General features: G+C 60.3%; 16 protein-coding genes. 3 read left to right on the top strand and 13 right to left on the bottom strand.

Features of this window, described 5'->3' with window-relative positions; translation table 11 throughout:
• Position 1 precedes the first annotated feature (1 nt).
• Positions 2-598 (top strand): TetR/AcrR family transcriptional regulator, encoded by a 597-nt coding sequence (locus tag FAA97_RS00280; RefSeq protein ID WP_136596539.1) that lies wholly within the window; start codon positions 2-4, stop codon positions 596-598.
• A gap of 142 nt (positions 599-740) precedes the next feature.
• Here FAA97_RS00280 and prmB read toward each other — a convergent pair whose 3' ends face one another.
• The 5 genes from prmB to FAA97_RS00305 all read right to left on the bottom strand — a co-directional run bounded on the left by prmB (position 741) and on the right by FAA97_RS00305 (position 6,481).
• A complete protein-coding gene (gene prmB, locus FAA97_RS00285; protein ID WP_136596540.1) occupies positions 741-1,658 on the bottom strand; it encodes a 50S ribosomal protein L3 N(5)-glutamine methyltransferase in 918 nt (305 codons plus the stop codon).
• A 64-nt stretch (positions 1,659-1,722) separates the two neighbouring features.
• Positions 1,723-2,448: an aminoacyl-tRNA hydrolase gene (gene pth, locus FAA97_RS00290; RefSeq protein WP_136596541.1), complete on the bottom strand. Its 726-nt coding sequence runs from the start codon at positions 2,446-2,448 to the stop codon at positions 1,723-1,725.
• An 86-nt stretch (positions 2,449-2,534) separates the two neighbouring features.
• Positions 2,535-3,275, bottom strand: coding sequence for a substrate-binding periplasmic protein (locus FAA97_RS00295; RefSeq protein ID WP_136596542.1), 741 nt, complete (start codon positions 3,273-3,275; stop codon positions 2,535-2,537).
• A 29-nt stretch (positions 3,276-3,304) separates the two neighbouring features.
• Complete coding sequence (locus FAA97_RS00300) at positions 3,305-5,680, bottom strand: putative bifunctional diguanylate cyclase/phosphodiesterase (RefSeq protein ID WP_136596543.1); 2,376 nt, start codon at positions 5,678-5,680, stop codon at positions 3,305-3,307.
• 201 nt (positions 5,681-5,881) lie between these two features.
• Positions 5,882-6,481: a 50S ribosomal protein L25/general stress protein Ctc gene (locus FAA97_RS00305; protein WP_136596544.1), complete on the bottom strand. Its 600-nt coding sequence runs from the start codon at positions 6,479-6,481 to the stop codon at positions 5,882-5,884.
• A 288-nt stretch (positions 6,482-6,769) separates the two neighbouring features.
• Between FAA97_RS00305 and FAA97_RS00310 the strand changes: the two genes are divergently transcribed.
• Complete coding sequence (locus FAA97_RS00310; RefSeq protein WP_136596545.1) at positions 6,770-8,863, top strand: putative bifunctional diguanylate cyclase/phosphodiesterase; 2,094 nt, start codon at positions 6,770-6,772, stop codon at positions 8,861-8,863.
• A gap of 134 nt (positions 8,864-8,997) precedes the next feature.
• Positions 8,998-9,954, top strand: a complete 957-nt coding sequence (locus FAA97_RS00315; RefSeq protein ID WP_136596546.1) for a helix-turn-helix domain-containing protein — start codon at positions 8,998-9,000, stop codon at positions 9,952-9,954.
• 130 nt (positions 9,955-10,084) lie between these two features.
• Here the strand turns inward: FAA97_RS00315 and FAA97_RS00320 are convergent, their stop codons facing one another.
• The 8 genes from FAA97_RS00320 to lgt form a co-directional block, all read right to left on the bottom strand.
• Positions 10,085-12,361: a methyl-accepting chemotaxis protein gene (locus FAA97_RS00320; RefSeq protein ID WP_136596547.1), complete on the bottom strand. Its 2,277-nt coding sequence runs from the start codon at positions 12,359-12,361 to the stop codon at positions 10,085-10,087.
• 53 nt (positions 12,362-12,414) lie between these two features.
• Positions 12,415-13,371, bottom strand: a complete 957-nt coding sequence (locus tag FAA97_RS00325) for a hypothetical protein (RefSeq protein ID WP_246041303.1) — start codon at positions 13,369-13,371, stop codon at positions 12,415-12,417.
• 53 nt (positions 13,372-13,424) lie between these two features.
• A complete protein-coding gene (locus FAA97_RS00330) occupies positions 13,425-14,357 on the bottom strand; it encodes a ribose-phosphate pyrophosphokinase (protein ID WP_136596548.1) in 933 nt (310 codons plus the stop codon).
• A 155-nt stretch (positions 14,358-14,512) separates the two neighbouring features.
• Positions 14,513-15,250: a hypothetical protein gene (locus FAA97_RS00335; protein ID WP_246041304.1), complete on the bottom strand. Its 738-nt coding sequence runs from the start codon at positions 15,248-15,250 to the stop codon at positions 14,513-14,515.
• A 185-nt stretch (positions 15,251-15,435) separates the two neighbouring features.
• Entirely contained in the window at positions 15,436-16,593 is a 1,158-nt protein-coding gene (locus FAA97_RS00340; protein ID WP_136596549.1) for a M24 family metallopeptidase, read from the bottom strand.
• Between the two features lies 1 nt (position 16,594).
• On the bottom strand, positions 16,595-17,407 hold the full coding sequence (pgeF, locus tag FAA97_RS00345) for a peptidoglycan editing factor PgeF (RefSeq protein ID WP_136596550.1): 813 nt from the start codon (positions 17,405-17,407) through the stop codon (positions 16,595-16,597).
• Positions 17,408-17,538: 131 nt separating this feature from the next.
• On the bottom strand, positions 17,539-18,645 hold the full coding sequence (locus FAA97_RS00350) for a class I SAM-dependent methyltransferase (RefSeq protein WP_136596551.1): 1,107 nt from the start codon (positions 18,643-18,645) through the stop codon (positions 17,539-17,541).
• A 2-nt stretch (positions 18,646-18,647) separates the two neighbouring features.
• A complete protein-coding gene (gene lgt, locus FAA97_RS00355; protein ID WP_136596552.1) occupies positions 18,648-19,499 on the bottom strand; it encodes a prolipoprotein diacylglyceryl transferase in 852 nt (283 codons plus the stop codon).
• Positions 19,500-19,584: the final 85 nt, after the last annotated feature.

Genomic DNA, 19,584 nt, shown 5'->3' on the forward strand with positions numbered 1-19,584 from the left:
AATGGCGCGCAACCGGCAGGAAAGCATGGAAGAAAACCGCGCAAAGCTGATTGCGGCGGCGCGCAAGGCCTTTGCCGACAAGGGCTATGCCGCATCCTCCATGGATGCGCTGACGGCCGAGGCCGGGCTAACGCGGGGCGCCCTCTATCACAATTTCGGCGACAAGCGGGGGCTGTTCGCCGCCGTTGTCGAGCAGATCGATACGGATATGGCGAACAGGGCCAAGGCCAAGGGGGCAGATGCAGGCGAAGGGTGGCCGGCGATGCTGGCGGAAGGGGCCGCTTATATCGAAATGGCGCTCGATCCCGAGGTGCAGCGGATCGTGCTGCTCGACGGTCCGGCCGTGCTCGGCGATCCCTCGCAATGGCCGAGCCAGAACAGCTGCCTGCAGGTGACGCGCGAGGCGATCGAGCAGTTGATGAAGGGTGGCGTGCTGAAGCCTGTCGATGCTGAGGCGGCGGCGCGGCTGATCAGCGGCGCCGCGCTGAATGCCGCCATGTGGGTGGCGGCATCCGAAAGCCCGGAGACGGTGCTGCCGAAGGCGCAAGAGGCGTTCCGGGCGCTGGCCGAAGGGCTGCTGAGCAAACCTGTTCCGTGATCGCAGGTGGTCGTGGGTGCCTCGAAGATTGCTGCCTACTGCATCGACAGCGGCATTGCCGCACTCGTCGATCTCTTCTGGTATCGCGTCGAGACCTTCGCGTGGTGGTGAGCCAGACACATCTGCCCAGCCCCTTTTCCGGCTAGCCCTTGACGCCCAAAGCGGCAGCGCTGATCCAGAACACGGCGTCGGCTTCCTCCTGCGTCTCGATCCACTGGAAGTCGAGGTCGGGGAATTCGGCTTCGAGGATGTCGCGTCCACGGCCGATTTCGCACAGCATGCCGCCGCCGGGGTTCAGATGCTTCGGGGCCTCCGTCAGAAGCGTGCGGACAAGGTCGAGGCCGTCTTCGCCGCCGTCATGGGCCATGGCGGGTTCGGCACGGTATTCCGCCGGAAAGTCCTCCATCGCTTCGTGATCGACATAAGGCGGGTTGGTGATGATGACGTCGAACTTGCGGCCTGCAAGCGGAGCGAAGAGGTCGCCCTGATGCAGTGTCAGCTGGTCTTCGAGACCATAGGCCTTCAGGTTCTTTTCAGCGACCTCCAGCGCATCGGCAGAGAGATCGACGGCGTCGACGGTTGCGAGGGGGAAGAAGCGCGAGGCGAGGATCGCAAGACAGCCAGAGCCGGTGCAGATATCGACGACGCTTTCGACGGCGAAGGGGTCGGGCAGGAAGCTCGATTCAAGCTCGTCGCCATATTCGTTGAACAGGATTTCGCCGATATGCGAGCGCGGCACGATCACCCGTTCGTCGACGAAGAAACGCAGGCCCTGGATATAGGATCGACCGGTGATGTAGGCCGATGGCTTGCGCGTCGTCACACGCGTTTCGATGCGCTCGGCCAGCAGGCGGCGTTCGGAGGCCAAAAGTTTTGCATCAAGGAAAGGGTCGAGTGTGTCGATCGGCAGGTCGAGGCTGTCCAGCAGAAGGAAGGCGGCGTCATCGACGGCGGTGTGCGTGCCGTGGCCGTAGCTCAGTTCGGCAGCATTGAAACGCGAGATCGCATAGCGCCAGTAGTCGCGCAGGGTGACGAGGTCGGTGGTGATATCGTGGCTCATGGCAGTGTTCCGGTCGTTTGCGCGCGGGAATGGTGGTGCAGGGCGGTCATCCGCCCCGATCATGTCAGTCGCCCTTAGGGCCGAACATCTTCTTCAGCATCTCGGCCATCGGGCCCTTTTCGGGCAGCTTTTTCGGCTGGGCGAAGTTGCGCGCCTGGTGGATATGCGATTGGGCGGGCTTCGCGGCTTTCGGCGCCTTGGCCGGCTTCTCGTCTTCGCCCTTGCCGCCGGTGGCGAGTGCCAGCTTGTTCATCAGTTGCGAATCTTCCGATCGCACCAGCATATCCGCATTCTCGGCAAGCGCCTCAAGCAAGGGCTCGAGCCACTCGGCATCGGATTTGGCGAAGTCGCCCAGCACGTGGTTGTGCACCTTGGATTTATCACCGGGATGCCCGATGCCGAGGCGCAGGCGGCGGTAATTCAGCCCGCAATGGGCATCGAGCGACTTGATACCGTTGTGGCCACCATGGCCGCCGCCGGTCTTGATGCGGGCCTTGCCGGGCATGAGATCGAGCTCGTCATAGATCGCCACGATGTCTTCCGGCGACAGCTTGTAGAAGCGCATGGCTTCGCCGACGCTTTCGCCCGACAGGTTCATGAAGGTCTGCGGCTTGATCAACATGACCTTCTCGCCGCCCAGCGTCCCTTCGGATATCTCGGCCTTGAACTTTTTCGCCCAGGGCGAGAAGCCGTGCCGGCGCTGGATCGCGTCGACCGCCATGAAGCCGATATTGTGCCGGTTTTTCTGATATTGCGCTCCGGGATTGCCGAGGCCGGCCAGGATGATCATGACGTACTTTCCGTGCTGGATACCTGTCGGCCCCTCCACGACAGCGAAATGGCGTCAATGTCAAGACGTGTGGAATATCCGCCGGATCAGTTGCCAGGCTTTTCCTGACCGAAGTCCGTGTAGCGCAGGGCGTATTTCTCAAAGATCTCTGCCTGCGTGCCATCGGCAATCAGACGATCAAGGGCGGCCTGCATTTTCTGATGCAGTGCATCCGGCAGGTTCTTGTTGCAGGCGATGGCGAAGGTTTGCTTGGAGAAGACATATTGTGCCTCCACCGGCTCGCCGCGTTCGACGAGTTCGACATAGTGCTGCTCGGAAATCGGCATCAGGTCGATCCGGCCGCTTTTCAGTTTCTTCAGCGTCAGTTTGAGGTCGGTTGCAAGGTCGATCTTGCTGAAGCCTTGCTGCTCCAGAATGGTCTGGGTGTAGTCGTTGCGCTGGGTGCCGACGATGAAGTCCTTGGACTCGTCGACAGATTTCACCTTCACGCCGCTGTCACGCGCTGCGACCATGAAGTTGCGCCCGACATCGATGGGCTCGATCCATTTGAACAGCTTGTCGCGCTCGGGGATATGGGCTGCCGTGAACACACAGTGCATGTGTTCCGTCTCGGCAAGCGCAATCGCACGTGCCCAGGGCATCATTTCGATTTCGTAGTCTATCCCGATATCCTTCATCATCAGGAGGACCTGGGCGTAGCCCGCGCCTTCGACGGCGTCTCCGACGCGGAAGTTATAGGGCGGATAGTCCTCGGTGGTGAAATAGATCTTGTCGGCGGCGATTGCGGGCGTAGCTGCAAGGAGAAGCAGGACAGACAGGAATTTCATCGCAGGTCCTCTCATCTTTTGGGACGGTATCAGCTGCCGGTCGCTGCCCGGCGTGCAGGAGGGAGCGTGGCAGCATCGATCAAGGCCTGGACCGGTTGTGGGCGGGCAAAGAGATAGCCCTGGCCGTAGTCCACGCCGAAATCACGCAAGACCGAGCATTGGTCCTGCGTTTCGACACCTTCGGCCACCACGGCACACTGCATTTTGTGGGATATGGTGGTGATGCCTTCGACCAGCATGCGGCTCTTGTGGCGCAGGTCGGGATCCTCGTCGGTCAGCGAGCGCACGAATGACTGGTCGATCTTGACGATATCGACCGGGAAGCGGTTGAGGTAACTCAGCGACGAATAACCGGTACCGAAATCATCAAGCGCCAGGCGGTAGCCGAAGGCGTTGAAATCGTCGAGGATCAGCCGGATCTGCGGATTGTCGTGCAGCAGGGTCGCTTCGGTTATCTCGATGACGATGCGATGCGGTGCAATGCCATGGGTATTGCTGAGGGCGGCAAGGCGTACGGGCAGCGAGGGGTCGAACTGCAACGGCGAAAAGTTGACCGCCAGATAGGCCTCATGGTTGCCGGTCACTTCCCCCAGGCGCGCGAGATTGGCAAGCGCCTTTTCGAGCACCCGGCCTCCCACGCGATTGATGGCACCGGTTTCTTCGGCAACCTTGATGATCTCCGAGGGCGAGAGCGTTCCACGCTCGGGGTGCTCGATGCGCATCAGTGCTTCATAACCGACGGTCTGGGCGGTTCTGATGTCGATGATCGGCTGCAGATAGGCCGCGATCCAGTCGTGGGTCAGGGCCTCTTCGATGTCGCGTTCGACATCGGCCCGCCTGCGGGTGTCTTCCTGCATCGACTGATCGTAGACGAGGGCGCCGTTCTTGCCGTCGCGCTTCTTGCCATACATGGCCATGTCGGACTTCTGCAGAAGTTCCGCAGGCGTTGTGGCGTGCACCGGATAGATGGCGATGCCGATGGAGGCGCTGAGACGGATGGTGGAGCCGTCAATCACCATGGGCTCGGTGAAGATGTCGCCAATGGCATCTGCGAGATCAAGCGCGGGAGCTTCTGCTTCAGCCGAAGGCAGAATAATGGCGAACTCGTCGCCGCCGAGCCTTGCGGCAAAGGCACCCTCGGGCAGCAGCGGCAGCATCGCGTCGACGAAGCTGCGCAGGACGTTGTCGCCGGTCTGGTGGCCCAGATTGTCATTGATCCATTTGAAACGGTCGAGATCGACGAATAGGCAGGCCAACTGCGTTTGATCGCGATCGGCCTTGCGGATCTGCGAATCCAGGATGGCTTCAAAGCCTTGTCTGTTGATTAGGCCCGTCAGATGATCGGTGATGGCCTGCTTGCGATTGCGTTCCTCGGAGCGCTTGAGTTCGGTCACATCGGTCATAACGCTCAACGAGAGCCGTTCGTTTTCCCTTTGGGCATCGCGCGTTGTTTCGGAAATCAGGACATCCAGGACGGTGGAATCGGCACAGCGAAACCTCGTCGTCATCTCGCGCACTCCTTCCTTCAAGCGAGCGTCGCGCATGGCGAGATAGTTTTGCCGATCCTCTGACGGCACCAATTCGGAAAACCGACGACCGATGACCTCGCGGCGATTATAGCCAGATGCAAGCAGCCAGTAGTCGCTGACGCCGGTGATGCGGTCTTCGTCATCGAGGGAGAACAGCATGGCAGGTGTCAGGTTGTAGATGTCCGTGGAGCGTTTGTGAGCCTGCCGGAGATCGCCTTCCTCTTTCTCAAGCTTTAGCTGCATGGCATTGAAAGAGCGTGCCAATTGCCCGATCTCGTCATTGGACTGCCAGTCTACATGATGGCGCGAACCGAGGCGGCGTGTGGCCTCGATGGCAGCCGTCAACTTGAGCAGGGGGCGCATGACCAGCAATCGGTGTGCGATCAAGACCGTCGTGACAGTTCCCAGAACGGCAAGCGTGAAGATGCCCATCAGCATGAAATCGGCTTCGCGCAGCGACGACCAGATATCGGGGCGGTGATAGGCAATGGTAACCGTGCCCACCATCTTCGGCCCCTCCATCGCCTCGTAGAAGATGGCGCGGGACAAGTCCGTCAGATTGCGCCCATCTTGCGGGAGATTTTCCGGCCGGTTGATGGCTATGCCGCCGGAGACATCGCGCACCGTCACGCTTGCGACATTGCCGCTGGACATGATCGTTGCGGTGATCTGCTCGACGCTTTCCTGATCGAAGTCCCAGAGCGGCTTTGCCAATGCCTGCGCATTGGCGTCGACAAGGACGCTGAGGTTTCGATTGAGATCCTGCGTGGCCTGATCGGTTGAGAGGCTTAAGAAAAGTACAAACAGCGGTGCCACGATGGCAGCGATGGCCAAAGCGACAATGGCGAGAAAACGGCCCTGAACAGAGCGCGTCATTTTATCAAAAATCCGGTTTGCAACTCATAAATGAGCATCGCCACTCGATCTCCCAATGCGTGCGGAAGCCCGAGACTGTCAGCAAACCGTTAACGTGGACTGAAAGGAGAGCGTAAAATCCAGTAGCCGCTAATGGATTGTCGCCTAAAACAAAACGGCCCGCCGGGAAGGGCGGGCCGAATGCACAAAAACGCGCCAGAATCAGGCTTCCGGAGCTTCTTCTTCTGCAACGCCAGCTGCCGGAGCAACAATGGTGGCGATGGTGAAGTCGCGGTCGCCGATCACAGGGGTGACGCCCTTCGGCAGCTTGACAGCCGAAATGTGGACGGCATCGCCAACCTTCAGACCAGCGAGATCCACGGTGATGAATTCCGGGATGTCGGAAGCCGGGCAGTGCAGCTCAACTTCGTGACGAACGATGTTGAGGACGGCGCCGGTCTTGATTGCGGACTTCTCTTCGTTGACGAAGTGAACCGGAACCTGAACCGAAACCTGGCTGTTTGCCGAGACGCGCAGGAAGTCGACATGCATCGTGAAGTCACGAACGACGTCGAGCTGGTAGTCCTTCGGCAGAACGCGGATCTTCTGGCCATCGACATCGATGGTGGCAACCGTGGTCATGAAACCGCCGGCATGGATGCGCTTGGTGATCTCGTTCGTGTTGATCGAGATCGAAATCGGGGCCTGCTTGTCACCATAGATGACAGCCGGGATCAAACCGTTGCGGCGAAGTTCGCGGGAGGACCCCTTACCAACCCGTTCGCGTGCTACGGCCTTGAGCTCGTAAGTATCGTGGCTCATGGCTTTTCCTTTCAAGTTACTGGAGAGCCCCAATGGCCGCGCTTTTGCGGCGATCAGGACCGGAAGCCCAAAGGACTCCATCCGCGTTGCCTCCAAGGGTGTCTGCGCGGACGGGGGGCCTATAGACCAGTTGCGCTCGAATGGCAAGGATTTCCCCGAACAGCGGGGCTTTACGTTCCAGACCGAGATGGCGCGGTCCGCGCGTTGGGGCGCTGGTAACCATATCTCCTTAGCATTCCGCAAGGGGCTCCAGCTATGCTGCTTTCTTACTCCAGAGGGCCTCCATTTATGTATTCCGTCATCAGCTGCATCGCGGTAGACCACGATCCCGTTCTCCTGATCGTGGCCGTATTGGTTTGCGTGCTGGGATCGCATTTGACAATGCGCCTCTTCGGACGGGTGCGGAACACCGTGCAGGCGCAGCGCGTGACCTGGATCGTGCTGACCAGCTTCATTGGCGGGGCGACCATCTGGTCAACCCATTTCATTGCCATGCTGGGGTATCGCAGCGACGTCGTCGTTGGCTATGAGCCGGTCGCGACGCTCAGTTCATTGGTGCTGTCGGTTGCCGTGACGGGCGCCGGTTTTGCCATCGCGGCGCTGACGTCGCGCGGCCCGCTGGTGGAAGCGGGCGGTGTCGTCTTGGGTCTTGGTATCGCCGCCATGCACTATGTCGGGATGTCCGGCTATGAGGTTCAGGGTGAACTTGCCTGGAACACTGCCTACACGACGACCTCCCTGATCGCTTCAGCGCTGTTCGGCGCGCTCGCAACGAGCCGTATCGCCCGACCGCTCACACGCTTTTGCCGACACGGCGCAACGCTTGCGATGATCCTCGCGATTGCCCTTACGCACTTCATTGGTATGACGGGCGTTACCATCCTGCCGGATGCTGCGGCGGCGATGCCGGAAAACGTTCTCCCGCAAAACATGCTGAGCGTCGTTGTCGTTGCCGTTGCCATGATCATTCTGACAATCGGTGCGATGACATATTCGCTCGACAGGCAGTCGCATCTGACCGCAGTCGAGCGTTACCGCCACATGTCGCTGCATGATGCCCTGACCGGGTTGCCAAACCGGGCGGCCTTCATGGAACGTCTGGCTGATCTGATTGATCGGCCGCGGGTGAGCGAAGGGCCGATCTATGTTCTCGCCTTTGACCTTGACCGCTTCAAGGAGGTGAACGACGTGCACGGTCACGCCGCTGGTGACCATGTACTCAGGGTCGTTTCCGAGCGATTGGCGCAACGGTTGAAGTCAAACGAATTCGTGGCCCGGATCGGCGGGGATGAATTCGTCGCAGTTTCCGCAGCCGTCTATACGAAGGAACAGGCGGAAGTCCTGGCTCGGCGGTTCGTCGAGGATCTCTCGATCCCCATCGAATGGGAGCAGCAATCCCTGTCGATCGGCACAAGCATCGGCATTTCCGTGTATCCGCAGAATGCCGAAAGCATGGACGATTTGCTGGGGCAGGCGGACACGGCGATGTACCGCGCCAAGGCGGAGGGATCGAACAACATTCGCTTCTTCGATGAAAATATGGATCTGGCGGCGCGCGAACGGAATGCACTGGCAATGGATCTGCGCTCGGCGCTTATCCGGCAGGAGTTCGAGCTTTTCTATCAGAAGCAGAACGATACCCATTCCGGCGAGATCGTCGGCTTCGAGGTGCTGTTGCGCTGGAAGCATCCTGAACGCGGTTATGTCTCGCCGGTCGAGTTTATCCCGATCGCAGAACGCAGCGGGCTGATTGTCGAACTCGGCTCCTGGGTTCTTCGGGAAGCGTGCAGGGAAGCAGCAAGCTGGCGTCGACCGCTGCGGATCGCCGTCAATGTCGCGCCGAAGCAATTGGCAACCTTTGCCTTGCCGGCGCAGGTGCGTTCCATTCTGCAGGAAACGGGGCTTGACCCGCATAGGCTCGAGCTGGAAATCACCGAAAGCGGCATTATCGAAGATCAGCAGCATGCGCTGAACATCATTCGCCAGCTCAAGGCGATCGGCGTCAAGATTGCCATGGACGACTATGGCACCGGCTACTCTTCGCTCTCGACGCTGCAGCTCTTTCCGTTCGACAAGATCAAGATCGATCGTGCCTTTATCGATGGCGTCACGGAAAACCGCCAGTCGGCCGCGATTGTGCGGTCCACCATCATTCTCGCGCAGAGCCTGGATATTCCCGTGCTTGCCGAAGGCGTTGAACGTCTCGAGCATCTGCACTTCCTGCGCGAAGAGGGTTGCGGGCAAGTCCAGGGATATTTCTACGGCCGCCCGGAGCCGGTGGAAATGTTGCAGGATATCGTCAATCCGCCGGACCTCATCCTTGCGGACCTCGAAGGTTTCCTGACGACAGAAGGACCAAACCCCACCACCAAGGCCGCCTGACACCGATGGAACAAATGCTTGTGTTCACCGGCAATATCGGTGAATGCAGGTGGTATGGCATTTCGAAACAGATTGGCCCCCTTGCAACGCGATTGTGAACGGTCATACTCGGCGTCGTGCTTTGGGAGGAGCCGATGCGGCAGGATCTGAGCCATTCCGAGCGCGTCTATCAGACGGCGCACAATACCACTGCCGCTGCAACCTCGCCGGTCGCGGCGTCGTGGAGCCGATGCCTCAATCTTTATCGGCTACAGCCGGAGGTGACGCGCAAGCCGACGCGCCTCGATGATCAGGCGTATCGCGAGGCCCGGGAGCGCATGGATGTGCTTCTGAGAAGTTCCGCTGAGGAAATGGACCGCCTTTATCAGATTGTCGGGCGATCGGGGTGTTGCATCGTGCTTGCCGACGCGGAGGCTTTGGTCATCGACCGTCGCAGCTGGATTGGCGACGATGAGGCGTTTCGGGCCCTGGGTCTCTGGCAGCAGACTGTCTGGAGCGAGGCGAGTGCCGGCACGAACGGTATTGGAACGGGTCTTGCCGACGAGCGTCCGGTGATCATCCACCAGGACCAGCATTTCATGAGTGCGAATATCGGTCTTTCCTGCGTCACCGCGCTGATCCGCGACCATCTCGGGCGCGTGACGGCTGCACTCGATGTCTCGACCTGCCGCAAAGATGTAACTGAGTTGACGCTGGCGATTCTGTCCCAGGCCGTCCGCGACGCAGCCACCAGGGTCGAGAGCAATCTTTTCCGGCAAGCCTTTCCAGGGGCGCGACTGGTCATGGTGCCGCAGGCGCAGTCGAATGCTGCACTCCTTGCCGTCGATGCCGATGATCTGATCGTTGGGGCGACGAGGGCGGCGCGGCTGGCGCTGAAACTCGACGATCAGGTAATTGCTGCGGGGCTGCCGGCCTCTGATGTGCTCCTCGAAACCAAGGGTGAGAGGACTGCCGATCTCGAAGAGGCGGAGCGTGCTGCGCTTCGCCGGACGCTCTCTCGCGCCCAGGGCAATGTGACGCTGGCGGCGCAGCTCCTGGGCATCAGTCGTGCGACCTTGCACCGGAAGATCAAGCGTCTGCAGCTGCAATAGATCTCTCGGCCCCGCCCTCGCGGCACCTCGCCCCGGCCAAAGGGCCATCTGCCTCAAACGCGAAGCGCGCAGCGGATGATGTTTCCGCTGCGCGCTCGTTGATCTCTCGACTGTGTCGGTGGGTACCTGATCAGGCGGCTCGGCTCACCTGCATCGGCTGGTGGGTCTTGCTGACGGTGAAGCGGTCGACCTCTGCGGTCATGGCTTCCGCTTCCTTCGCCAGGCTGAAGGCAGAGGCCGTGGTTTCTTCAACCATTGCGGCATTCTGCTGTGTCATCTGATCAAGGTCGGTCACAGAGCCGCTGATCTCGCCGATGCGGACAGACTGTTCACGTGAGGCTGCTGCAATGGCGGCGATATGGGTGTTGACGGCGGCAATGTTCGCCTCGATCTGGTGAAGGCTTTCGCCGGTGCGAAGGACAAGGGCGACACCGTCTTCCACATCGGCCGTCGATGTGTTGATCAACTGATTGATGTCGCGTGCGGCGGCGGACGAGCGCTGGGCGAGTTCGCGTACTTCCTGGGCGACAACCGCAAAACCCTTGCCGGCTTCACCTGCGCGCGCAGCTTCCACGCCGGCATTGAGGGCAAGCAGGTTGGTCTGGAACGAGATCTGATCGATGACGTCGATGATCTGGCGGATCTTCGCGGACGAGCCCTCAATCCGCCGCATCGCGACGATCGCCTCGTTGACGACATCAGACGACTGCTTGGCATCGCTCAGCGCACCGGCCGCCGTCGAGACTGCCGTCTCGCAGCGCTTGAGGGCGTCATTGATGGAGCCGGTCATCTCGGCAAGGGCCGCAGCCGCTTCTTCCAGCGATGCGGCCTGCCGCTCGGTGCGGACGGACAGATCCTGCGAGGCGCTGCGCAGATCAGCCGAGCCGCCGCGAATGGTGTCGGCGCTGGCGATGATCGAACGGATCGTTTCCTCAAGCGCTGCAACCGAAGCGTTGAAATCGATGCGCAGATGATCGAGCGACGGCACGAAAGCCTGCTCGATGCGAAGGTCGAGCTTGCCCGTGGACAGGGCCTGCAGACCCTTTGCCAGCGCGGAGACGGCATCCTCGAGTTCCTGGGCGCTGCGCGCCTTTTCGGCATCGCGCTGGCGGCGTTCGGTCTGTACCTGATCGGCGCGTTGGACGGACTCGGCTTCGATACGATCCTTTTCCAGCGCGCTCAAACGGAAGGATTCGAGGGCGCGGGCCATACGACCAATTTCATCGCGGCGATTGACGGCTGTGACTTCGATGGCCTTGTCGCCGTCGTTCAGTCTGGTCATCAGTCCGGCCAGCTCACCCAGCGGGCGCGCAAGGCTGGAGGAGACTGCCAGTCCGACGCCCCCCATGATGATCAGGACAGCCACAGTGGCAAGCGTTGCCCATTTGGCGAGGTCGTCGGCGGCCGACAGAACCGTGGCCTTGTCCTGGCCGATTACCAGCAGGTGTTTCTGGCCGAAGAGGTCGACCGGGAGGTAGGAGTAGAAGATGGACTTGTCGCCGGAATCTGCGACGACGGAGCCGGCTGAGGCTGCCTTGGCTGCCTCAACCAGTTCCGCGGGGATCTGGCCGCCGCCTGACAGCGTGCCGGACCGCAAGGCGCCATCGCCGTTCAGCAGGAAAGCATCGTCAATCGTTGTGCCAAGACCTTCAGGAGCAATGACGCTCGCAAGCTTATCAGCGCCGATGCGTACGAAGATCAGGCCGCGCTTTTCGATCTGACCCCAGTTCGAAATTGCCAGCGGTTTGGCAAGGAAGGCCGACATCGCGCTGCCCTCGGCGGCAAAATCGACGAAGCCGAGCTGATGGCTCTGGTTCAACTCGCCGGCATCGGCGGTTTCGTAGAGCTTGGCGATCGGGGCATTCTGCTCATCGCTGATCTGGGAGAGGAAATGCTCGTCCTTGGTTACCGTGTAGATCAAATGTCCGTTGACGGTGGAGATCAGGATATCGCTAACATTGGCATTGTTACGGGCCGCAGACAGGGTGCCATGGATGGTCGCATGGCGCACGCCGTAAAGCAGCTTGGTCGTGGCACCGTCAAACGCGGCACGCTCTTCAAGCGTCTTGTTCTTGTCCATGAAGGTCTCGCGGACCTGCGCATCCTCGCCCCAGATCAGGGTGCCCATGTTTTCAACGGATTCACCGATGGCCGAGTTTTGCGCCATCTCATCCAGGGCCTGCTGAATTCGGGTCTGGTAGGCGCCGAGTGCCTTGACCTGGTTATTGGCAATCGAGTCCAGCCGCAGTTCGGCAGCGTCCACGAGGCCACGCTTTCCGATTTCATAGCTCAACAGACCGACGCTTGCGCAGGAGACCAGGGTCGCCCCCACGACCAATGCTGCAAATTTTGCCTTGACAGACGACAGAGTCCCGGCGGGTTTTTCGCCGACAATCGGTTGTTTCATGAAATCTCTCCTCAAATTGAGGAGATCTTGCAGTGCCCGCCTTTAAGAAACGGTTACGTTTGCACTGCAGACAATATCATGGGTGGGCCCGCCACTTCTTGAAAGGTTTCATCTATAACGGACAGCTTCTGCGCCTGATAGAAATTATACTCGTCCACCAGAGCTTTCGAGATCCACATGGTGGACCGCCCCCTCTGGCCGAGCCAGCCGATGCTGCCCATGTCTTCCGCTTCCCGCAGCTTGCGCGTCAGATGCGTTCGCGAGATGCGAAACATCTCCGCCAGACGCGGTACGGACCGTACCTGCGTGAGGAAGTGCCCATCGACAACCTCAGAGTTTTTAACGCTTGTCATCAGCCAGTCGACGAGAACGCCGCCGCTGTTCAGCCAGGTGAATAGTCCATAGCGGGGCGGGGGAACGCGGATGGACGGTGTGTTCAGCAGGCGTTCGGTGATCTGCGGGTGCAGATGCCACAATAGGCCGGGGTCGTGCTCGAAGCGATCGAGACGATTGCCGCCGTCGATGTCGTCGAGTGTATGAAGATGAATGCCAACCCAATGTCGCAATGTTTCCAGCGCGCGCGGGGAGGGGATGATCGGCTTGTGCCTGCGGTCGCCTGTCGTTGCGTGCAATGCTATGCCGTAGACGACCATTTCCTTCAGGAAGGAGTCGGCGGTGTTGACGCTGGCAATCTCGTAGCGGCGCACCTGTTCCAGATAGCGCGCCATGACGATCACGGGTTCCGATGCACCGCTCAGGGCATCCAAGAAATACTGCGCCATGCCAACATGTGCCAGCATCCAGCGTTGATGCGTTCCGAAAATAGATGCAAGTTTTGGATCTGTGCGATGTATAGTCAAAAAAGCAGTGGTTTGCTCCAGGATAAAATCATGGAAGCCTGGATTTTCAAGCAGCGCATTAACTGTCAATGCCATGTTTTGCTTCATGCTTTGATTGATCGGATCGTGAATCCGCAGCAGCTGAAGCGCAACTATTAAAAATTCCGCCACGACATGCAAGTCTTGGCGGAATTGTTATATTCTATTGTAATTGATGTCTGTTTTCAGTCGAACAGGCTGGAGACAGATTCTTCCAGGCTGGTCCGATTGATCGCTTCGCCGAGCAGAGATGCTGTCGACAGAACCCGAATGTTATGGGCGGACTGAACCGCCGTCGTCGGCTGGATCGAGTCCGTGATCACCAATTCCCGGAGCTTCGAGGAGGCGACGCGGGTAACGGCACCGCCCGAGAGAACACCGTGGGTGATATAGGCCGTGACGCTGGTTGCGCCGTTCTTGAGAAGGGCTTCTGCCGCGTTGCAGAGCGTGCCACCGCTGTCGACGATGTCGTCGACGAGAATACAGTCCTTGCCGCTCACGTCGCCGATGATGTTCATCACTTCGGATTCGCCTGGGCGATCACGACGCTTGTCGACGATGGCGAGCATGCCGTCGAGGCGCTTGGCGAGCGAGCGGGCGCGCACCACGCCGCCGACGTCAGGCGAGACGACCATGACGTTCTGGAGGTCGTAGTGCTCCTTGATGTCACGGGCGAGGATCGGAATGGCAAAGAGGTTGTCCGTTGGAATGTCGAAGAAGCCCTGGATCTGGCCAGCATGCAGGTCGAGCGTCATGACGCGATCCGCACCGGCTTCGGTGATCAGGTTTGCAACGAGCTTGGCCGAGATCGGCGTGCGGCCCGAAGCGCGGCGATCCTGTCGTGCATAGCCGAAATAGGGCAGGACTGCCGTGATGCGGCGTGCCGACGACCGACGGAAGGCGTCGATCATGATCAGCAGCTCCATCAGGTGGTCGTTGGTCGGGAAGGAGGTCGACTGCACGATGAAGACATCCTCGCCGCGCACGTTTTCCTGAATTTCGACGAAGATCTCCTGATCGGCGAAGCGCCGGACGGTGGCCCTGCCGAGGGGAACTTTGAGATAATTGCAGATGGACTCGGCGAGCTGCCGATTGGAATTGCCCGCGAAAACCTTCATTTTGGCCCGCCTGTTACCATGCTGAGATGGGCGCTTTTTAGCGACGTTCCCCCTGAATGCAAGTGGTTTGGACCGTCGCGCCCATATTTTCGGTTAATGGATGTGGGAGAGACGCAAACCGGTCATTCAGTTTGCGCCCCGTATGTCTGACGGCCTCAGCCCGCCTGTGAAGTGCGCCACTGAAGATATTCGGACATGCTCTTGGTCGCGATCTGCTGCATGACAGAGGCCGGTACAGCCGCCCAGGGATCCTTCGCCCCTGAGGAAATGATTTCCTGGCCCTGAATACGGTGCAGGCGGGCGCCGCCATTGTCCAATATATCCCAGACATAGGTGATGGTGACATTGCCGCCGTCGGAGAAGGCGGAGAAATAGCCCTTCAGGATATGCTCGCTGTTGGAGTCATTGGCGCTTCTGATGGTGAGGCCGCGGGCACGCGCTTCTGCGCCAAGCTGACGCGACAAGGGCGTTACCGCCTGCACCGGTGCGCCGATGATCGGCAGGAAGCGGATGCTGCCGGCAGATCCCGTCGCCGATGCAGAGGCAGGCGGCAGGGAGGCCTGTTGAGTTGACGCTGCTGCCGGCTGGCGAACGGGTTGGCTGGCGGGCTGGCTTTGGGCGCGCGCAGATTGCGCCTGTGGCTCCGCCGGAAACTCCTGATAGACACCGTTCGGCAGAGGGCGTGACGCCGATGGATTGCGTTCGCCCTGTTCCAGTGCCTGAGCCTGGGCTTCAAGCGTGTTCTGGGGCCCACGCATCGGTTGCTGGTAACCCGGTTCGGGAAGGCCCGTTGCCGCGACCTGCTGGTATTGGCCTGACGGCTGGGGGGCGCCATAGGCGGGTGCCGAGGCAACACTGCCGGTACCGTCACCCACATCCGCAGGCGGCGTCATGAGATCGCCGCTGCTGCTGCAGGCGCTGAGGAACGCCAGTATCGCAAACCCCGCCGATCCTCGTCGAAAGGACGAAAACGCCCTGATAACGGATTGTCTCACCGGTGGTGATCCTTTCCCCATTGCCCGCGCAGATTTATGCGGCCTGCGCAGTTTATGTGTCAATTCCCGGATATGGCGGGTTTCTAGTTTCCAACCACAATCAGATCCAGCGGGTGCCTCGACAGCGCCTCGGGCGCGGTTTCGGTGGTCAGGTAGGTCTGACCGAGCGTCATGGCCGTCTGGCGCTCACTGTCCATGATGATCATGTGGGCAAACACCGTCATGTTGGGTTGGATCTCCAGAGGATTGCCGGCCAGGAACATCTGGTGCTCCATCCAGGACGGTGCGAAACGCGCGCCTACGGAATAACCGCATTTGTTGAAGCGCTGGCGGGTCAGGCCGCGATCATCCAGCACCTTGGCGTGGGCATCGAAGACTTCACCAAAGCTGTGGCCAGGACGGAGTGCGCCCTCGATCGCCCGCATGCCTTCCAGCGCGGCGGCAAACAGTTCGCGATGGCGCGCGCTTGCTTCGCCGATCAGCACGGTTCTGAGCATCGGGGCATGGTAATGCGCACTTGCTCCTGCCCATTCCAGGGTCAACTGGTCGCTTTCGCCAAGCACACGCCGGCCGGATTTGGAACGGCAAAGCAAGGCGTCCTCGCCAGAGCCGACGATGAAGTCATTTGCGGCATAGTCACCGCCCTGCGCAAGCACGCTGGCCTGCATGGCAGACAGGATTTCGGCTTCGTTGCGACCAGCGGAAATCAGCGGCAGGGCCACATCGAAAGCCGCATCCGAAAGTGCCGCGGCTTCTCTGACGCGGGCGATTTCTGCCGGGCTCTTGATCAGCCGAAGTTCACTGACGATGTAGGAAGCATCGATGACTTCGCAGAAATTGTTGAGCTGGGCGTCAAGGAGGCGGGCAATGCGGCCGGTCATGCCGTGCGTGTCATATTCGACGCCGATGCGCATGCCCAAAAGATCGAGATCGCTCAGCAGATTGCGAAGGTCGACGGTCGGATCGGCATTCATCCGGTCGATCCACACGAGCACATTGTCGATGGTGGAGGTCTGGCGCGCCTGTCTGACATCCGGCGATCGGGTCAGCAGCGTCATCGAGCCGTCGGCTTTCATGACCAGCACCTGGAAGAAGCAGAAGCCGAAGCTGTCATAGCCGGTCAGCCAGTACATGCTTTCCTGGGCAAACAGGAGGACGGCATCGAGTTTCTCCTCACGCATCCGCGTGGTCAGGCGAGCCTTGCGATCCTGAAATTCAGCCTCGTTGAAATGCAAAGCCATATCAATTCTCCTCAATGACGATTGCCGAAATCTGGCGACCGTAGTCCGGTTCGCCAGCATGGGTCGTTCGGCGGTAAGAATAGAAGGATTGCGCGTTGGAATAGGTGCAGTGTCCAAGGGCCGTGGCCTTGATGCCGGCTGCGCCCAGTCTTGCAAGCGTCAGGCCGGGCAGGTCGAACATGGCATGATCAGGTTTGTCCGACGGGATAAAGTACTGCGCATAAACCGGATCTCGCGCGACGAAGCGCTCGACGAACTCGGGACCGACCTCGTAGTTCCTCTGGGAGATCGACGGCCCAAGGGTGGCGCAAATGGTGTCGCGGTTTGCTCCGAGCGCCACCATGGCATCGATCGTGTTTTCGAGAACGCCATCGAGGGCGCCTTTCCAGCCTGCATGGGCCGCGCCGATGACGCGATTTTCGCAGTCTGCGAAAAGGATCGGGCCACAATCGGCCGTCAGCACGCCAAGGATCAGGCCCGGCGTGCGGGTAACAATCGCGTCCGCCTTTGGCCGGTCCCCCTCAAAGGCCGCGTCGACGATTGCGACGTCTGGGGAGTGAACCTGGTGGACCGTGACGAGGCGGTCTGTGGGCTGGGCAAACCAGCCGGCCACGCGTCGCCGGTTTTCCTGTACGCGGTCTGGACTGTCTGCAGAGCCGACGCCGACATTGAGGCCCTGGTAGATGCCTTCGGAAACGCCGCCTTCGCGGGTGAAGAAACCGTGCCGTATCCCGCTTTCGCGCCCCTCCGAAAGGAGGGGGGACTGGATCGTGGAGGGAAGGTCCGGGGCGGCCGCCGTCTCAGGGGGAATCATGTCTGGTCCTCCGGCGCTATGCACACGCAATAGAGAGAGTTTTTCGGCTTAAGCTTTTGTAAAGATAAGCAAAAACGCGATGCTTTCGTGTTTTTCATGCGGCCGGATCGTGTCGCCCTTGGGCGCGCGTGTCAATGCCCTGATCGAAATGGCGCAAGGTGAAGGCTGGGCATGGACACTGCAAGAACCTTGAACAATTCGCCCATATTGCCGTTTCCAGGCGCGACGAGTCGGGTCACGGCTTCGATGATTTCCTGTTGTGCTGCCTCATCCTTGCCGCGGCCCAGCGAAGACGCTCGCTGCTCGATGCCGAGGCCAAGGAGGAAGTCGCCCTGATGCATGCAGCCATTCAGGTGAATGCCGGCCGCAACGGCAGTGCGCGCCAGGTGTTCGAAGTCGACATGGCTCGTGAGGTCGGCAAGACCTGGATGTGCCAGTGGCGGATCGAATTCATGGGCGCGGACCGCCTGCAGCGTATCGCCGTAGTTGGAGACCATATGGCCATAGTCGATGATTAGCGCCGTGCCGTGGCAGGCGCGCAGGCGCTCGCAGATGGTCAGCATCACCGACTGGCGGGCCGGTGCATATTCCAGGATTGTTCCGTCCGGAGGCGAGCTTTCGCCCTGTGGCAGAAGGTCGGGATCCAGGCGGGTGGGGCCAAGGGTGAAGGCAAGCTCGCCTTCCGGCGAAAGGCCGACCATGCGTTCAAAGAAGCCCTCAGGCGTCTTGACGAATTGGCGGATCGGGATTGCGTCGAACAATTCGTTCGCCACCAGAAGTGTAAAACCCTGCGGCACCTCGTCGAAGCTGTCGTGCCAGGCAAGCTTGTCTGCATGGCCTGCCAGGGTGTCGCGCTGCGTCAGCTTCAAGAGACTGCTGGTTTCCACCAGGTGAACGCTGGCTGTTTCGTAGAGGGCCGGGGCGGCGCGGGCAATCACGCGCAAGATGTCCGACATCATCGTTCCGCGCCCAGGTCCGATTTCGACCAGACGGATGTCTGCGGGCTCGCCATGTCGCTGCCAGGTATCGATCAGGAAGACGCCGAGCATTTCGCCAAACAACTGGCTGATCTCGGGTGCCGTGATGAAGTCACCGGCGCGACCGAAGGGATGGCGCGTGCGATAGTAGCCGTGTTCCGGATCTGCGAGGCAGAGCGCGAAGTAATCGGAGACGCTGATCGGGCCATTGGTGAAGATCAGGCCCTTGATTTTCTCTGCCAGCGGGGTCGGCGTTTCCATGCTCAGTTTCCTCGCGCCGAATTGGCGTTTGCACGCAATGAACGGACGAACAGGCCAAGCCCAATCATCAGCATGGGCAGGGAAAGCAGCATGCCCATGGTGAGCCAGCCGCCGAGGAGATAGCCGAGTTGCGGATCAGGCTCGCGGAAGAATTCCACGAAAATGCGCGCAGACGCATAGCCTGCGGCGAAAAGTCCAGTGATACGCCCCGCGTATTTGAGGTGCCCCAGTCGCGCAAGAACCTGCAGGACGATGAAGAGGACGAGGCCCTCGAGGGCCGCCTCGTAGAGCTGGCTTGGATGGCGCGGGAAGGGGCCGCCCGTCGGAAAGGCCATCGCCCAGGCAACGTCCGACGGACGCCCCCACAGCTCGCCGTTGACGAAATTGGCGAGGCGCCCGAAGAAAAGGCCGATCGGTGCCACGCAGGCGACGAGATCGAAGAGGCTGAGGAGCCGGATCTGGTTGCGCCTGGCGAAATAGAGCATGGCGATCGTCGTGCCAATCAGGCCGCCGTGGAAGGACATGCCTCCGTCCCAGACGGCAAAGATGCGCAAGGGGTTCGCCACCACATTGGCGAAGTCGTAGAAGAGGATATAGCCGAGGCGTCCGCCCGCAACGATGCCGATTGCCGCCCAAAGGATGAAGTCGTCGACCTGCTGCAGCGTCAGGGGTGGGGTGTTATCGCGCCAAAGGCCGGGTCTGCGCAGAAGATCGCGCGCCACAAGCCACGCCAAGAGGATGCCGGCAACATAGGCAAGCCCGTACCAATGCACCTTGAGCGGTCCAACCGAGAAGGCGACCGGGTCGATCGCAGGGAAGGAGACGGCTGCAAAGAGGTCTAGAACTGACAACAAGGGCTAACTTTCTTTGATGACGGGCGAAGATGGCGTTGCGATCTGGCACGGTCAAGATGGAATCAGTCGGGTCGCCCCAAGATCA

Source organism: Peteryoungia ipomoeae (assembly GCF_004912165.1).
Lineage (GTDB): Bacteria > Pseudomonadota > Alphaproteobacteria > Rhizobiales > Rhizobiaceae > Allorhizobium > Allorhizobium ipomoeae.

What these genes read in the sequence shown, in the direction of transcription:
- FAA97_RS00330 (WP_136596548.1), bottom strand. Translation starts at nt 14,357, where the DNA reads ATGAAGGTTTTCGCGGGCAATTCCAATCGGCAGCTCGCCGAGTCCATC.
- pth (WP_136596541.1), bottom strand. Translation starts at nt 2,448, where the DNA reads ATGATCATCCTGGCCGGCCTCGGCAATCCCGGAGCGCAATATCAGAAA.
- FAA97_RS00280 (WP_136596539.1), top strand. Translation starts at nt 2, where the DNA reads ATGGCGCGCAACCGGCAGGAAAGCATGGAAGAAAACCGCGCAAAGCTG.
- FAA97_RS00350 (WP_136596551.1), bottom strand. Translation starts at nt 18,645, where the DNA reads ATGGAAACGCCGACCCCGCTGGCAGAGAAAATCAAGGGCCTGATCTTC.
- pgeF (WP_136596550.1), bottom strand. Translation starts at nt 17,407, where the DNA reads ATGATTCCCCCTGAGACGGCGGCCGCCCCGGACCTTCCCTCCACGATC.
- FAA97_RS00300 (WP_136596543.1), bottom strand. Translation starts at nt 5,680, where the DNA reads ATGACGCGCTCTGTTCAGGGCCGTTTTCTCGCCATTGTCGCTTTGGCC.
- FAA97_RS00320 (WP_136596547.1), bottom strand. Translation starts at nt 12,361, where the DNA reads ATGAAACAACCGATTGTCGGCGAAAAACCCGCCGGGACTCTGTCGTCT.
- prmB (WP_136596540.1), bottom strand. Translation starts at nt 1,658, where the DNA reads ATGAGCCACGATATCACCACCGACCTCGTCACCCTGCGCGACTACTGG.
- FAA97_RS00335 (WP_246041304.1), bottom strand. Translation starts at nt 15,250, where the DNA reads ATGACGCCGCCTGCGGATGTGGGTGACGGTACCGGCAGTGTTGCCTCG.
- FAA97_RS00310 (WP_136596545.1), top strand. Translation starts at nt 6,770, where the DNA reads ATGTATTCCGTCATCAGCTGCATCGCGGTAGACCACGATCCCGTTCTC.
- FAA97_RS00305 (WP_136596544.1), bottom strand. Translation starts at nt 6,481, where the DNA reads ATGAGCCACGATACTTACGAGCTCAAGGCCGTAGCACGCGAACGGGTT.
- FAA97_RS00295 (WP_136596542.1), bottom strand. Translation starts at nt 3,275, where the DNA reads ATGAAATTCCTGTCTGTCCTGCTTCTCCTTGCAGCTACGCCCGCAATC.
- FAA97_RS00340 (WP_136596549.1), bottom strand. Translation starts at nt 16,593, where the DNA reads ATGGCTTTGCATTTCAACGAGGCTGAATTTCAGGATCGCAAGGCTCGC.
- FAA97_RS00315 (WP_136596546.1), top strand. Translation starts at nt 8,998, where the DNA reads ATGCGGCAGGATCTGAGCCATTCCGAGCGCGTCTATCAGACGGCGCAC.